The organism is Campylobacter concisus (assembly GCF_003048405.1).
GTDB classification, from domain to species: Bacteria; Campylobacterota; Campylobacteria; order Campylobacterales; family Campylobacteraceae; genus Campylobacter_A; species Campylobacter_A concisus_Q.
In genome coordinates this window covers 683,579-697,582 of record NZ_PIQS01000001.1, presented here as the reverse complement: position 1 = coordinate 697,582, position 14,004 = coordinate 683,579, and the positions used below count along the sequence as shown (strand labels likewise).

General features: G+C 38.3%; 12 protein-coding genes. 2 read left to right on the top strand and 10 right to left on the bottom strand.

Annotation, left to right across the window (positions count from 1 at the left end):
* Nucleotides 1-130: 130 nt before the first annotated feature.
* Genes CVT18_RS03685 through tig form a run of 8 tightly spaced genes read right to left on the bottom strand, consistent with a single transcriptional unit; the run spans nt 131 to nt 7,808 of the window.
* Nucleotides 131-853 (bottom strand): TerC family protein, encoded by a 723-nt coding sequence (locus CVT18_RS03685; RefSeq protein WP_103628900.1) that lies wholly within the window; start codon nt 851-853, stop codon nt 131-133.
* Nucleotides 846-1,433 carry a phosphoribosylglycinamide formyltransferase gene (gene purN, locus CVT18_RS03680; RefSeq protein WP_103628899.1) on the bottom strand — a complete coding sequence of 196 codons (588 nt, stop codon included), beginning with the start codon at nt 1,431-1,433 and terminating at the stop codon, nt 846-848. The genes CVT18_RS03685 and purN overlap by 8 nt, the downstream gene beginning before the upstream one ends.
* A complete protein-coding gene (locus tag CVT18_RS03675; protein ID WP_103628898.1) occupies nt 1,415-2,818 on the bottom strand; it encodes an NAD(P)H-hydrate dehydratase in 1,404 nt (467 codons plus the stop codon). The genes purN and CVT18_RS03675 overlap by 19 nt, the downstream gene beginning before the upstream one ends.
* Before the next feature lie 2 nt (nt 2,819-2,820).
* Entirely contained in the window at nt 2,821-4,326 is a 1,506-nt protein-coding gene (locus CVT18_RS03670; protein ID WP_103628897.1) for a YifB family Mg chelatase-like AAA ATPase, read from the bottom strand.
* Nucleotides 4,323-4,841, bottom strand: a complete 519-nt coding sequence (gene def / locus CVT18_RS03665) for a peptide deformylase (protein WP_103628896.1) — start codon at nt 4,839-4,841, stop codon at nt 4,323-4,325. The genes CVT18_RS03670 and def overlap by 4 nt, the downstream gene beginning before the upstream one ends.
* A 14-nt stretch (nt 4,842-4,855) precedes the next feature.
* On the bottom strand, nt 4,856-5,878 hold the full coding sequence (locus tag CVT18_RS03660; protein WP_103628895.1) for a GGDEF domain-containing protein: 1,023 nt from the start codon (nt 5,876-5,878) through the stop codon (nt 4,856-4,858).
* An 8-nt stretch (nt 5,879-5,886) separates the two neighbouring features.
* Nucleotides 5,887-6,477, bottom strand: a complete 591-nt coding sequence (clpP, locus tag CVT18_RS03655) for an ATP-dependent Clp endopeptidase proteolytic subunit ClpP (protein ID WP_103628894.1) — start codon at nt 6,475-6,477, stop codon at nt 5,887-5,889.
* Nucleotides 6,477-7,808 carry a trigger factor gene (gene tig / locus CVT18_RS03650; RefSeq protein ID WP_103628893.1) on the bottom strand — a complete coding sequence of 444 codons (1,332 nt, stop codon included), beginning with the start codon at nt 7,806-7,808 and terminating at the stop codon, nt 6,477-6,479. Before tig ends, clpP begins: the two co-directional genes overlap by 1 nt.
* Nucleotides 7,809-7,945: 137 nt before the next feature.
* Here tig and folE point away from each other — a divergent pair, with 137 nt between their 5' ends.
* Nucleotides 7,946-8,518, top strand: coding sequence for a GTP cyclohydrolase I FolE (gene folE / locus CVT18_RS03645; RefSeq protein WP_103628892.1), 573 nt, complete (start codon nt 7,946-7,948; stop codon nt 8,516-8,518).
* A complete protein-coding gene (fliI, locus tag CVT18_RS03640; RefSeq protein ID WP_103628891.1) occupies nt 8,515-9,822 on the top strand; it encodes a flagellar protein export ATPase FliI in 1,308 nt (435 codons plus the stop codon). The genes folE and fliI overlap by 4 nt, the downstream gene beginning before the upstream one ends.
* 762 nt (nt 9,823-10,584) lie before the next feature.
* On the opposite strand, the gene CVT18_RS03635 is transcribed toward fliI, so the two are convergent.
* Both CVT18_RS03635 and CVT18_RS03630 read right to left on the bottom strand, forming a co-directional pair.
* Nucleotides 10,585-12,318 (bottom strand): ATP-binding protein, encoded by a 1,734-nt coding sequence (locus CVT18_RS03635; protein WP_107824253.1) that lies wholly within the window; start codon nt 12,316-12,318, stop codon nt 10,585-10,587.
* Nucleotides 12,318-13,994 (bottom strand): fatty acid--CoA ligase, encoded by a 1,677-nt coding sequence (locus CVT18_RS03630; RefSeq protein ID WP_107824252.1) that lies wholly within the window; start codon nt 13,992-13,994, stop codon nt 12,318-12,320. Before CVT18_RS03630 ends, CVT18_RS03635 begins: the two co-directional genes overlap by 1 nt.
* Nucleotides 13,995-14,004: the final 10 nt, after the last annotated feature.

Genomic DNA, 14,004 nt, shown 5'->3' with positions numbered 1-14,004 from the left:
ATTATATATTATGCATTTTATGCTTATCAAAATTTTACCTTCAAATTTTAACAGATTTATCTTTTCGGGCTAGAATTTTTTGATTGACATTTTATCCATCATATCATTAGCTTTTCATCATCGTAAAATATTATTTAGCTAACATTTTCTTTTTAGCATAGATATTTATACTTTCCACTGCCAATGAAAATGCCATCGCAAAATAGATATATCCCTTTGGAATATGAAATCCTAATCCCTCAGCAACGAGCGTCATGCCTACAAGCACCAAAAATGCAAGTGCTAAAATTTTTATAGTCGGGTTATTATCTACAAAATTAGAAATACCTTTTGACGCTATCATCATTACGCCAACTGCTAAAATAACAGCTATGATCATTATCTCTATATGCTCAGCCATTCCAACAGCTGTGATAACACTATCAAGAGAAAAAACAATATCCAAAACAGCTATCTCACTTACAATAACCAAGAAATTTGCATGTGTTTTTTTACTATTTTTATGCTCTTCGCTTTCGCCAGAAACACTAGAATGTATTTCAAGAGTTGATTTCACAAGTAAAAATAGACCGCCTAGTATAAGTACCAAATCTCGGCCGCTTATGCTAAATTCCGCGATAGTAAAGAGTGGCTTCGTAAGCTTCATGATCCAAAACAATGAAAGTAAAAGTAAAATTCTAGTCACCATAGCTAGCCCTAGGCCGACAATCCTACCACTGCCGCGCTGCTGCGGAGGTAGTTTACCTACCAAAATAGCGATAAATATAATATTATCTATGCCTAAAACTATCTCTAAGCCAGTTAACGTAAGTAGTGATATCCACGCTTCTGGCGAACTAAACCATTCAAACATTTGCTTCCTTTGTTAAAATTTTTATTATGCTATCAGGCAAAATTTCATGCTCTATCGCATGGATTTTACTCTCCCAATCCTCTAAGCTCATACCATCTTCTCTTTCAAACGCTCTTTGTGCGATGAGTTTACCTCCGTCAAGCTCCTCGCTCACGTAGTGCACACTAACTCCGCCTATCATCATATCGCTCTCAAAGCTCTCTTTTATCGCATGAGCGCCTTTAAAAAGTGGCAATATAGAAGGATGTAAATTTATGGCTTTTATCTGCGATGTAAAAACAGGAGTTAATATCCTCATAAATCCAGCAAGCACCGTTAGTTCAGCGCCGCTTTTTAAAATTTGCTCCACAACTGCAGCGTCAAATTCTTCTCTATTTGCAAATTTGGCACTCTCTATTATCGTCGTATCAAGCCCAAATTTCTTAGCACGCTCTATGCCATATGCACCTGGCTTGTTGCAGATACAAAGGCAAACTTCGATTTTTATGCCATTAAAAATTTGATTATGAACTTTTTTAAGTATCGCTTCTAAATTTGAGCCACTACCGCTAAAAAGTACGGCTATTTTTTTTGTAAGCATTTTACTCCTTTTATAATGTCTGTTGGGCTAAGCGCATAGCTATTTTTTTTGAAATTTTTAAGGCTTAGTGCATGAGCTAGCGTAGCCGAGATGGCAGCACTCAGTGGCTCGTAGCCTTGAGCTAAAAGAGCAAGTATAAGTCCGCTTAGTACGTCACCACTGCCACCTTTTGCAAGTATATTTTTACCATAAGGCATAACAAAAATTTGCCCCTCTTTGGCGATTATAGTGTTTGCTCCTTTTAGCACAAGTACTGCCTTAAATTTCTCACTCCAAGACTTAGCGTAAGCAAATCTATTTTCTTGTAATGTTTTTACGTCGATATCTGCTATATTGCAAAGTCTTAAAAGTAAGCAAAATTCCTTTGGATGGGGCGTCAAAACACAGTTTTCATTTAGTAGATCAAGTACTTTTGCACTGTAAAAAATATCAGCGTCAAGCACTAGCTTTTTGTCCTTTAAAATTTGTGCATCAAGCTCTTCTATGCCCTTTTTGCCAAGCCCCATACCAACGGCTCCGGCATTCATTTTTTCGCTTATCTTGCTAGCTTGCATGATATGTGTTGGTAAATTTAAACCCTGCTCGTCTATCACGCTAACTAGCCCGGTCCCAAAGGCAAATGCTGCCTTTGCGCAAAGTTTGCTAGCTCCTATGTGCTCGCCAGATATGATAAATGCGTGGCCAAAGTCGCCCTTATTTACGCACTGATTTTTTCTATTTGGGAGCACAAGGTCGAATTTTTCAAGCAAGTAATAGCCGCTCTCGCATTCGTAGTTTTGCGCGCTTATGCCAAGACTAGCGACCTTTATCTTGCCAACAAAGTCTTTTGCAGCGTCACTATAAAGCCCAAGCTTTCTAGCTCCCATCGTGATAGTGGTGTCTGCTTTTACGCAAGCACCTAGCACCTTGCCATCGTTACTTAGTCCACTTGGCACGTCGCAAGCGATAGTGTAGATAGAGCTTTTGTTTATCTTTGAGATAAGCTCTATGTGATTTTCATCTAAATTTCTATTTAAGCCAGAGCCAAAAAGCCCGTCTATGACGCACTTTGCACCATTTAAACCATTTTCTACATCTTTACACTCACGCACGCCAGCAGATTTAGCTCGCTCAAGCTGCTTAATGGCTAGTGGCTTTAAATTCTGACTAGCTAAGATAAATTCGCATTCAAACTCGCCCTCAAGCATTCTTAACGTGCAAAGCACGTCAGCACCGTTATTCCCACCACCGCAAACGCCAAGCAATCTCTCGCCTTTTTTAAATTTTTTACGGATAAAAATTGCTACGGCTGCGGCTGCATTTTCCATTAAAATTTCTTCACTGAGGTCAAATTTCTCGCTCGCCCTCTCGTCTAAAATTCTTGTATCCAGATATAAATTTTTCATCTTTATGTCCTAAAACTAAGCGCCTCTAAGATGTGGGGCTTTAAAATTTGCTCACTCTCATCAAGGTCAGCGATACTTCTAGCCACTCTAAGTGTCCTTTTTATGCCTCTTTGAGAAAGATTGTACCTCGAGGCTGCCTTTTGTAAAATTTCTCTTGCTTCATTATCCAGTAGACAAAATTTTTCTACTTGTGCGTCATTTAGCTTGCCGTTTAGCTCATCTTGACCACGTTTTTTTTGAAAGATAAAGGCTTTTAAGACCATCTCACTCATCTGCTGTGAGCTCAAACTTGACCTATCATTTGGCGAACTCTCGTCCATAGCAACTTTTAAGTCAATGCGGTCAAGTACTGGAGCTGAAATTCTTGATTTATAGTTTTTTATCTCATTTTCGCTGCATTGACAATTTAGATTGTGAGAGAATAAATTTCCGCAAGGGCATGGATTTTGAGCTGCTACAAAGATAAATTTCGTTTCATAAGTCACTTTTGAATTTACTCTTGCAATGTGAATTTGATTGTCCTCTAGTGGCTCTCTCAGGCTTTCGATGACTTGCTTTGAAAAGTGAGGGAACTCATCAAAAAATAGTACTCCACCATTTGCAAGTGCGATCTCACCGATCTTTGCGACATTTGAGCCACCGCCAAAGATCGAGCTTTTTGTTGAAGTGTGATGGGGCGAGCGAAAGGCTCTAGTGCTTGTAAATTCACTATCTTGAAGGTTTAAAGAGCGGTAGGCGGCGGACTTTAGCACCTCTTCTAAGCTTTGTGGTGCCATGATGTAGACGAGGCGTTTTGCGCACATGCTTTTTCCGCTGCCTGGGCTGCCTTCAAATAAAATATTGTGCATGCCAACGGCTGCAATAACGCAGGCTCTTTTGGCTCTTTCTTGACCCAAAACGTCCTTAAAATCAAGCTCGAAGTTTAAATTTGGAACATATCTTTTGCCAGAAATTTCTATCACGTTTGAAAATAGCTCATGCGTAGCATTAAAATGTATGCTTTTTGCAAATTCTTCATCGCTAAAAAATCTAATCGCCTCTTTTAGAGTACTAACAGCATAAATCTCTAAATTTGGGATCATAGAAGCTTTTTGTGCTATCTCTTTTGGTACTAAGACTTTTACGTTTTTTACCTGCGTGCTTAAAAAAAGAAGAATCGAGAATAAATTTGCTGTGCTTTTTACGCTTCCATCAAGCCCAAGCTCACCAAAGACAAAAATTTTCTCTAAGCTTTTTGCCTTTTGAAGAGCTATAAGAATAGCGATAGCTAGGTCAAAATGTGAGCCACTCTTTGGTAGATCTGAAGGGGATAAATTAATGGTTATCTTTTGTGCTGGAAAAGAAAAATCAAGTGCTAGAAGTGCTGCTTTTACGCGTTCTGTACTCTCTTTGATACTTGTGCTTGCAAGCCCAACGATGCTAAAACCAGGAAGCCCACGAGAGAAGATAGACTCAACATCAATTATCTTTAGTCCATCGCCGTAAGTAGCACATCTTAGGGACTTCATGAAGCTTTTTCTTTTTTTTGCTTTTTGTATTCCTTATCAAATTTTTTACGTTTATTAAAGCCGATTTTTTCTATAAAAAGATGTCCGTCCAAATGATCATTTTCATGCTGAATAGCAATAGCCAAAAGCCCATCAGCCTTTAAACTTTGCTCTTTGCCAAAACGATCTTGATATTTGATGGCCACAACTTCATTTCTTTTTACATCTTCATAATATCCAGGCACGCTAAGGCAACCCTCTTGGTAGACGCACTCACCCTCACGTAACTCAAATTTTGGATTTATTATCTCGATTAGATTTTCTTTATCTTGCACGCCTTCTTCGTTAACTAAATTTATAATAAAAATTCTTTTTGCAACGCCTACTTGAATGGCAGCAAGACCGATGCCCTCTTTTGCTATCATCGTATCATACATATCATCGAGCAGCTTGTGAAGCTCTTCGTCGAAAATTTTAACTTCTTTAGAAATTTCGTAAAGCTTTTTATTTGGATAAGATAAAACCTCTAAGATCAAGCTCAAACTCCTACTTATTCACCCAAAAATATAGGCTGCTCATCATCTTGTGTTAGTATTAGTTGATCTAACGAGTAAGAGATTAATTCTTCAGCACTTCTTGTTTTTGTTATCATGCTTGAAACCACTTGGATATCAAGCTTGCACTCTTCACCATCAATCTTCCAAGGTATAGATGAAAGCATATTTAAAATTCTGCTACCGGCTTGTTTTGTGCCATTTTCATCAGTATATTTCATAACCATAGCAAAACAGCCATCACCGTAATGAGCTACTATATCACTTCTTCTAGAAGTTCTTAAAAGAAGCTGTGATATAGCTTTATACATATTGTTTCGCTCTTTTAAATTTTTAACACGATTTGTAAATCTATCTTTTGCTCTTACTAGTAAAAAAGATGCGTTATAGCCATATCTTTTAACGGCTTCTACTTCACTTTGCACTGTGGCTACTAGAAATTTTTTATTATAGACGTCATATGTCGTATCATAAATCGACTGCTCTTCAATAGATTTAAGCATCTTGGCTACTTCGTCATAGCTTACTTTAATGACATCAAGATGTTTATCCATAAGGCTGTTTAATTTTATTAGGTCATGATTAAATGCGCTTAAAACATTTTGAAGAGCTAGGATATTTGTATTGTTTTTGAGTGCATCCATACGCTTTTGCACTAGGCCTCTCATGATGCCTAAATTTTTATAGATTAGCACCACGGCTTGAAGCATACTTTTTATCTGGATAAATCCTTGCTTTATCTCTTTTTCAATAGAGATATTACTACCTGATGGTACTGAGATCTCGGAATTTATAACTATCATATCACCGATCTCTTTTCTAAATTCATCAGGCTGTCCATCAAGCATTTTCTCAAAATAAATAGAGTAATTGTTTGGCGTAGATGGAACATTATCGTCACTTAATTCATGCAAAACATTTTCTGAAAATCTGTAGATATCTACCTTTTCTTTTTCTAGAGTATGTTTTACTTCAACCGCTTTTTTCTTAGGGTCTGGTGCATTATCTATCTTTATCACTTTGGGCCTTATTTAAAACTTTTCTCCAAAATTTTATCAACAAGTCCGTACTCTTTGGCTTCGACCGAACTCATAAAGAAGTCACGTTCAGTATCTTTTACGATCTTACTTAGCTTCTGACCTGTATTTTTGGCCAAAATTCCATTTAAAATCTCTTTCATGCGCAAAATTTCACGAGCTTGTATCTCGATATCAGTCGCTTGTCCTCTAGCGCCGCCAAGGGGTTGGTGTATCATGATGCGAGAATTTGGCAATGCATATCTTTTACCTGGTGCGCCACAGCTTAGCAAAAATGCACCCATGCTAGCCGCTTGACCGATGCATATCGTGCAAACATCTGGCTTTATGTAGTTCATCGTGTCATAGATACTAAAGCCGCTTGTTATCACGCCACCTGGTGAGTTTATATATAGATAGATATCTTTATCTGGATCCTCAGCCTCTAAAAATAGCAGCTGAGCGACGATAGAAGCGGCCATGCCGTCTTCTATCTCACCACTTAGCATAACGATCCTGTCTTTTAAAAGACGGGAATATATATCATAGCTTCGCTCACCTCTACTAGTTCTTTCAACTACGACAGGAACGTAATAGCTCATTACTCGGCCTTCTCTTTTTTACTTGCTTTTTTTTCGTCTTTTTCTTTGTTGAAAAGCTCGCTAAATAGCTTCTCTTCGATCATTGACATCTTTATAGCTGGAAGCATGCCTTGGTTGCGGTACATATCAAGGTGTGCTTTTGGATCTTGACCGCTTCTATACGCCTCAAAATAGATCGCTTGAACAACCTCTTGATCGCTTACTTTCACGCCTCTTACGCGAGCTAGCTCATCAATAATGAAAGTTAAACGAACGCTATTTTCAGCGTCTTTTCTAAACTCGTCACGTTTTTTAGAAAGAGCATCTTTGTCCTCTCTAAATTTTTTCATATCATCTGGAGTAAATGAGCTCCATGCGTTTCTAAACTGCATATCAATCTCTTGCTCGACAATATTTTTTGGCACGTCAAATTTAAATTTCTCAACCGCAGCTTCAGCAAATTTTGGCTTAAGCTCATCATTTATAAGTTTATAAATTTTCTCTTGGCGGATTTGCTCTTTTATACGCTCATCAAGTAACTCTTCAGTTGGTTTTTCTTCATTTGGAAGTAGAGTTTTAAGCATCTCTTCATCTAGTTTTTCAGGAATTTTTCTCTCTTGAATTTCATGAAGTTTGACTTTAAAAACAGCATCTTTGCCAGCTAAATGTGCAGCGCCATAGTTTTCTGGGAATTTAACCTCGATATCTTTTTCGCCACCAGCTTTTATGCCTACCATACCATCTTCAAAGCCTGGGATAAATTGATTTGAGCCTATCTCAAGCACATAGTTTTCAGCCTTGCCACCATCAAATGCAACGCCATCAACAAAGCCTTCAAAGTCAAATTTAGCAAAATCGCCAACTTTTAGACCTCTTTTGCCATCAATTTTTTCAAGTGGAGCTATCATTTTTAGAAGTTCAGTTTTTTTCTCATCGATATCTTTTTTCAAAACACGTGGGTTTGAAAACTCAGGTATCAAACTCTCATAGCCGCTCACATCGACGCTTGGTTTAAATGAAACTGTTAGCTCAACATCGATCTTACCATCTTTTCTATCAAATTTTGAAACGATAGGCTCGCCGATAAGATCATCGTTTTTCTTGCCTGCTTGCTTTATAGTCTCATCAACAACATCTCTTAAGACATCTTGTTCAGCGTCGTTTGTTAGCTCTTTCTCGTAGCGTTTTAATACAACAGCAACTGGAACGTGACCTTGCCTAAAGCCATCTACTTTCATAGTTTTTGCTGCTTTTTTTGCTAGCTTTTCTACGCTAGACTTTATAGCATCTGCACTTATAGTCGTGCTAGCTAGGGTATTTACGCTATCTAGAGCTTTTGTTTTGATTTCCATCTAATTCCTTTATGAATACAAATTTTTAACCCAAAATATAGCAGAATTTTCCTTATTTCATTGTAAATTTGTAAATTTTTATAGATATAAAAGGCGTTTTAACGTAGAATCTAGCAATAAAATTATGGAGAAAATTTATGCAAGAGAGTTTTGAAAATTCGGTTAAAAATATGCTAACTATTATTGGTGAAGATCCAAACAGAGAGGGGCTTTTAAAAACTCCTGAGCGCGTTTATAAAGCTTTTAAATTTCTAACTAGCGGATACGATCAAGACCCAAAAGAGGTGCTTGGCGATGCGCTATTTACTAGCTCAAATAATGAAATGGTTCTCATGCGAAATATTGAGTTTTACAGTCTTTGCGAGCACCATTTGTTGCCTATTATTGGCCGAGTACATGTAGCGTACATCCCAAATGGCAAAGTCGTTGGCCTTAGTAAAATTCCTCGCATGGTAAATATATACGCAAGACGCCTTCAAATCCAAGAGCAGATGACCGAGCAGATCGCAAAGGCACTCGAGGACGTTATCGCTCCAAAAGGTGTTGGAGTAGTTGTTGAGGCTAGGCATATGTGCGTTGAGATGAGGGGTGTGCAAAAGATAAACTCAACCACTACGACCTCGGCTCTTAGGGGCTGCTTTATCAAAAACGCAGATACGAGACGAGAATTTTTCTCGCTTATAAATTCTCCTAGGGAAACGCATTTTTGAGCTTAGAACATATAAATTTAAAGCTTCAAGAGGGTGTGAAACTCTCAAACACCTTTGGCATCATAACTAAAATCACAGCTACGACTATCGAGATCACTGGACTTCGTCCAAGCATCGGCGACATCGTGCGTATAGTTGCAAAAGACAAAAGCAAAAACGGCCTTGGCATGGTTACGCAGATAAAGACAGATGGCGCTTATATCAGCCCATTTGGCTTTGTTGAGGGATTTAGGATAGGTGACTTTGTCTATGAAAGCGATCAAGGTATGAATATACCAGTTGGTCCAAATTTGCTTGGGCGCGTGGTTGATCCGTTTATGAAGCCAATAGACGGTAAAGGGTCGATTGATACGACTGAGTATGTGCCAATCATGAGAGCACCAATTGACGCTATGAAAAGGGGGCTTATAAACGAGCCTTTTAGCGTTGGGATAAAGACGATAGACGGGCTACTTACTTGTGGTAAAGGGCAAAAACTGGGAATTTTTGCAGGTTCAGGCGTAGGCAAATCAACCCTCATGGGCATGATCGTAAAAAATACGCTAGCTCCCATAAAAGTAGTCGCACTAATAGGCGAGCGTGGTCGCGAGGTGCCTGAATTTATCGAAAAAAACCTAGGCGGCGACCTGGAGGGCACGGTCATCATCGTAGCAACCAGTGATGATAGCTCGCTCATGCGAAAGTACGGCGCATTTTGCGCGATGAGCGTGGCTGAGTACTTCAAACAACAAGGCAATGACGTGCTTTTCATCATGGATAGCGTGACACGTTTTGCTATGGCACAGCGTGAGATCGGCCTTGCACTTGGCGAGCCACCGACCTCAAAGGGCTATCCACCAAGCTCACTCACACTTTTACCTCAACTAATGGAGCGCGCTGGCAAAGAGGAAGGCAAGGGCAGTATCACAGCGTTTTTCACCGTGCTAGTCGAGGGCGATGATATGAGCGATCCGATAGCTGACCAAAGCCGCTCTATCCTAGACGGCCACATCGTGCTAAGCCGCGAGCTAACGGACTTTGGCATCTACCCACCTATCAATATCCAAAACTCGGCCTCGCGTGTCATGGGAGATGTGACCAGTAAAGAGCACAAGCTAAATGCGATGAAATTTAAGCGTCTCTACTCGCTTTTAAAAGAAAATGAGGTCTTGCTTCGTATCGGCGCATATCAAAAGGGCAGCGACAAGGAGCTTGACCTTGCGATCTCAAAAAAAGAATTTATGGAAAATTTCTTAAAACAAAGCTCAGAAGAAGCCTTTGCGCTTGAAGAGGTCGAAGAGCTGCTTGATAAAATCAATCAGTAAATTTTTAAAACTTATAAGCCTTTTTACAAAATTTGGCTACTAAAAATATATCAATTTTTTATACTAATTGTTAAAGTGATCACGCATTACTTCTTTACTTCGGATGTAAAAATTGCGCTCAAAGACCTATAAATTTATATTTTCTAATCTCTTTTTTAATTTTAAAAAGTGCTACTATAAATATCATGAAAGAGAATTTGAAATTTATGAGGCTTTTTATTTTAGACTTCGTGAGACGGCTATTTTTGTATTACACAAAATGACAAGGTTTTAGTAAAACTCTTTCTAAAGTACCAAATGTACAAATATACATTCCAAGTAGCGGTCGCAGAGTGGGTAAATTCCAAAATTTGGGTCTTACAAAAACTGCGGTAGTAAATTTGAGACAAGCAAACAAGCTAAATTTATACTAAGTAATTATGTGCTGATATCTGTCTTGCTGTAAATTTTGGTAGCAATCATGGCGTAAATTTAACTATAAAAGCAAAATTTTACATTTAGATCAGTAATCTCTGACACTTTAAACTTCGCCTAGCAACTAAAAGTATATGCCATATAAGGTGTAAATTTTGGAAGAGCTTAAGAGCCAAGACCTATTTTTTCTCATCAAAGCTTGAGTTTAGCTCACACTTTCCCTAGCTTTGGCGGTGACAAACGTGCGAATTCTAACTAGATAAAAGCAGATTCCTCGCCAATGTCAGTGACTCTTGCTTATTTATATTTATTTAAATTTATACAAACAATAAAATCAAGAGAGAAGGCTTAAGAGCCAAATCCCATCTTTTTATCTTCGCCAAAGCTTGAGTTTAGCTCACGCTCTATCGTCATTTTGAAGTCCTCAAAGGTAAAAATCCCATCATCTTTTATAGCAACTTTTAGTGCAGTATTTTTTAGCGCGAGGACGATCTGCGCACCACTTAGGTTAAACTCAGCCAGCCTTTCTACGCTAAAGCCATCTTCAAAGCTCGCATTTTCAGGCAAAATTTTACGCCAAATGGCAAGCCTGCCGTTATAATCAGGCTTTTTAAACTCGATCTTATAGTCAAATCTTCTAGAAAACGCCACATCAAGGCTTTGTAAGAAATTTGTCGTTGCGATAAGCACGCCCTCAAAGCGCTCGATCTGCTCTAAAAAGATATTTTGCATTTGATTATGCATCTTTTCAGCCCCGCTCGAGCTCTCTACTCTTGTGCTTAAAAACTGATCGGCCTCGTTTAGTAAGAGCACTGGCTCGCTGCCACTTTTTTTGCAAATTTCTTTGTAAGTATCAAAAATTTTCCTTACATTTTGCTCGCTCTCGCCGACATATTTGCTTAAAATTTTTGAACAGTCAAAGCTTAAAATTTGCTTCTTTAGGCTCTTTGCAAGCCCAACGGCGCTCATCGTCTTACCAGTGCCAGGCTCGCCGTAAAAGATGATCTTAGCGTCTATGTTTTTTCTAGTTTTTATGCCCCAGCTGCTAAGTCTAGCAAGCACTTTTTTATCGACTTGCTTTAGTATCGTGCTTAAAAGCTGCTTTGTCTTTTCGTTTAGCACGACGTCTTCTAGGCTCGTTACTGGCTCAATGAGCTCAAAAATTTCTTGCTCTTTTACCAGGCTTTCGATCTTGATTTTCTTGCTATTTTTGTCATTTTTTGGGTGCATTATGCTTTGCAAAATTTCTTCATTTATAAAAAAGCTCTTGCTTACGTTGCCATAAGCGTTTAAAACCTCGTCGTAGTCGATTAGCGCGCCTTCGATGAGCCTTGAGCCCTCCTCTAAAAGAGTACGATTTTTGATGCGTTCAAGCTCGTCTTTGCTTATTAGCTCAACTAGCGTGTTTAGGTCGCGGCCATTTTCAAAATCTCCCGCGTACTCCTCTTTTAAAAGGGCTAAAAATATAATCTGCTCTTTTTCGTCAAGTGAGTTTTCTTTAAAAATTTGCTCTATCTTTAGGCTGATCTTGCTTAGTTTTACGCGCTCGTTGATTCGCTTTGTAAGCTCAGAAATTTGCTCATTTATGCGCTTTTTTGCATCACTTGAGCCATCGCCAAAAATAGCAGCCTTTGAGTAAAGCTCTACTTTTAAAAACTGATCTTTTAAATACTCCAAATGATCCTCATATGGCGTAAGCTCTGGTAAATTTATATCAGCGTTGCCATCTTCAAGAATTTTTAAAAATGTGGCTGATAGAGAAATTTCAGAATGAAGCAACGAAAGAAGTCCTTGAGCTGAAGCCCTTTGCGTGCTCTCAGGTATTTTAAAAAGACTATAATTTTGTACAATCCAACCGCTATCAAGCAAATTTTTTATAAATTTTAGATACAAAAGCTGCTTATCATTTTGCGTGCCAAAGACTGCTCCAAGTAGCTCAAAAACGCTCATATTAGCCGTTCCTTGCACATAAGCTTTACTTAGATATTTTAAAATTTCTCCCTCTTCATCGCCGCACTTTATCAGCTCGTAAATTTTACTTTTTTTGAGGTCCTGGTTTAAAAAATCAAGCAAGTATTTCACTAAAATTTATCCTTCATCTGCTCTATTTGCTCTTTTAATACACGTTTTAGCACCTTGCCAGTAGCATTTCTAGGCAACTCTTCGGCAAAATAGATACTCTTTGGTATCTTGAAATTCGCTAAATTTTTCTTCAAATGCTCTCTTACTGTTTTTTCATCAAGATCCATGCCCTCTTTTACTTGTATGAAAGCGACGACCTCTTCATCGGCATGTACGTCTTTTACGCCAATTACCGCTGTTGCTTCGGCTGCTTCAAGTTTGTAAATAACCTCTTCGATCTCACGTGGATAGATGTTAATGCCCTTTGATATGATAAGGTCTTTTTTACGATCAACGATATAGATAAAGCCCTCTTCATCGACTTTTCCAAGATCTCCGGTCTTTAACCAGCCGTTTATTATGGTCTCATCAGTGATGCTTGGCATACCATAGTAGCCTTGCATGACGCAGTCGCCCTTTATGATGATCTCACCGATCTGTCCAACTGGAAGCTCCATCATCTCATCATTTACGATCTTTACCTCATAGCCATCAAGCACAGGCCCTACACTTAAAAGCTTTTGTTTATCATATAAATTTGCAGCTACGACAGGTGAGCATTCGCTAAGTCCATATCCCTCAACAAGTGTTGCACGCGGAAATTTCACCCTAAAGTCATCTATCGTCTGCTTTGCAAGCGGAGCTGCACCACTTACAAATAATCTAATGCGGTTAAACCATCTAAAATACCAAGGAATTTTAGCCTTACCAATAGCTGTATAGATGGCTGGAATTCCTAAGAATACAGTTACACGCTTTAGCAAAGTTTGTTTTAACACATTTGAAAATGGGAATACCGACTTTACAAGAACCATCGAAGCACTCGCAAATATCGGAAGCAACACCATTGCAGTTAGCGTAAAACTATGAAACATCGGTAAAAAGACTATGAAACGATCGCTTTTTTTCACTATGAAACGTTCATGAGCTCCAATTAAATTTGAAAAGATATTTTTATAGCTTATCATCGCACCTTTTGGCTTGCCAGTAGTGCCTGAAGTGTAAATTATATGCATTAAGTCTTCTATTACCGGATACTTTGTGATACTAAGAGCGTATTTGTGATTTAGAGTTTCTATAAAATTTATGTTTTTAACAAGGCCATTATTTTCATAACCCTTACTCATATCCTCTTTTGAAATTTGAGGTGTTGAAGTAAGATACGCACTCTCGCCATACTCTTCGTCAGTGTCTATATATTCATCCTTTGAGGCACTTTGAAGTTTCTTTGGTATTGCTCCGATCCAGATTATCTTTCTTAAAATTTCAAGCTCATTTAATGCGATTAACTCTTTTGCAAGCGAGCTAGACGCAAAAAGCACCTTTGCACCGCAATCATTTATGATATATTCAAACTCGTTTGCTTTTAAAAAAGTATTCATAGGCACTGCGATACCGCCTATTGCAGTTATCGCAAGGTATGAGATGATAAATTCTTTCGAGTTTGTAACCGCCATAGCTACTTTATCACCAAATTTTACTCCAGCAAGTTGCAAATAAGCTGCCACTTTATCGACATTTTGCTTTAATTCGCGATATTTTAGCTTCTCTTTTTCTTCAAAAAGAACTACTTGATTTGGATTTTCCTTTGCTACTTTGGTTAAAATTTCATAAAAATTATTATAAGAGTATCGCATTATTGACCCT

Excerpts from the sequence above, each read along its gene's own strand:
- CVT18_RS03685 (WP_103628900.1), bottom strand. The coding sequence starts at position 853 with ATGTTTGAATGGTTTAGTTCGCCAGAAGCGTGGATATCACTACTTACG.
- purN (WP_103628899.1), bottom strand. The coding sequence starts at position 1,433 with ATGCTTACAAAAAAAATAGCCGTACTTTTTAGCGGTAGTGGCTCAAAT.
- CVT18_RS03675 (WP_103628898.1), bottom strand. The coding sequence starts at position 2,818 with ATGAAAAATTTATATCTGGATACAAGAATTTTAGACGAGAGGGCGAGC.
- CVT18_RS03670 (WP_103628897.1), bottom strand. The coding sequence starts at position 4,326 with ATGAAGTCCCTAAGATGTGCTACTTACGGCGATGGACTAAAGATAATT.
- clpP (WP_103628894.1), bottom strand. The coding sequence starts at position 6,477 with ATGAGCTATTACGTTCCTGTCGTAGTTGAAAGAACTAGTAGAGGTGAG.
- tig (WP_103628893.1), bottom strand. The coding sequence starts at position 7,808 with ATGGAAATCAAAACAAAAGCTCTAGATAGCGTAAATACCCTAGCTAGC.
- folE (WP_103628892.1), top strand. The coding sequence starts at position 7,946 with ATGCAAGAGAGTTTTGAAAATTCGGTTAAAAATATGCTAACTATTATT.
- CVT18_RS03630 (WP_107824252.1), bottom strand. The coding sequence starts at position 13,994 with ATGCGATACTCTTATAATAATTTTTATGAAATTTTAACCAAAGTAGCA.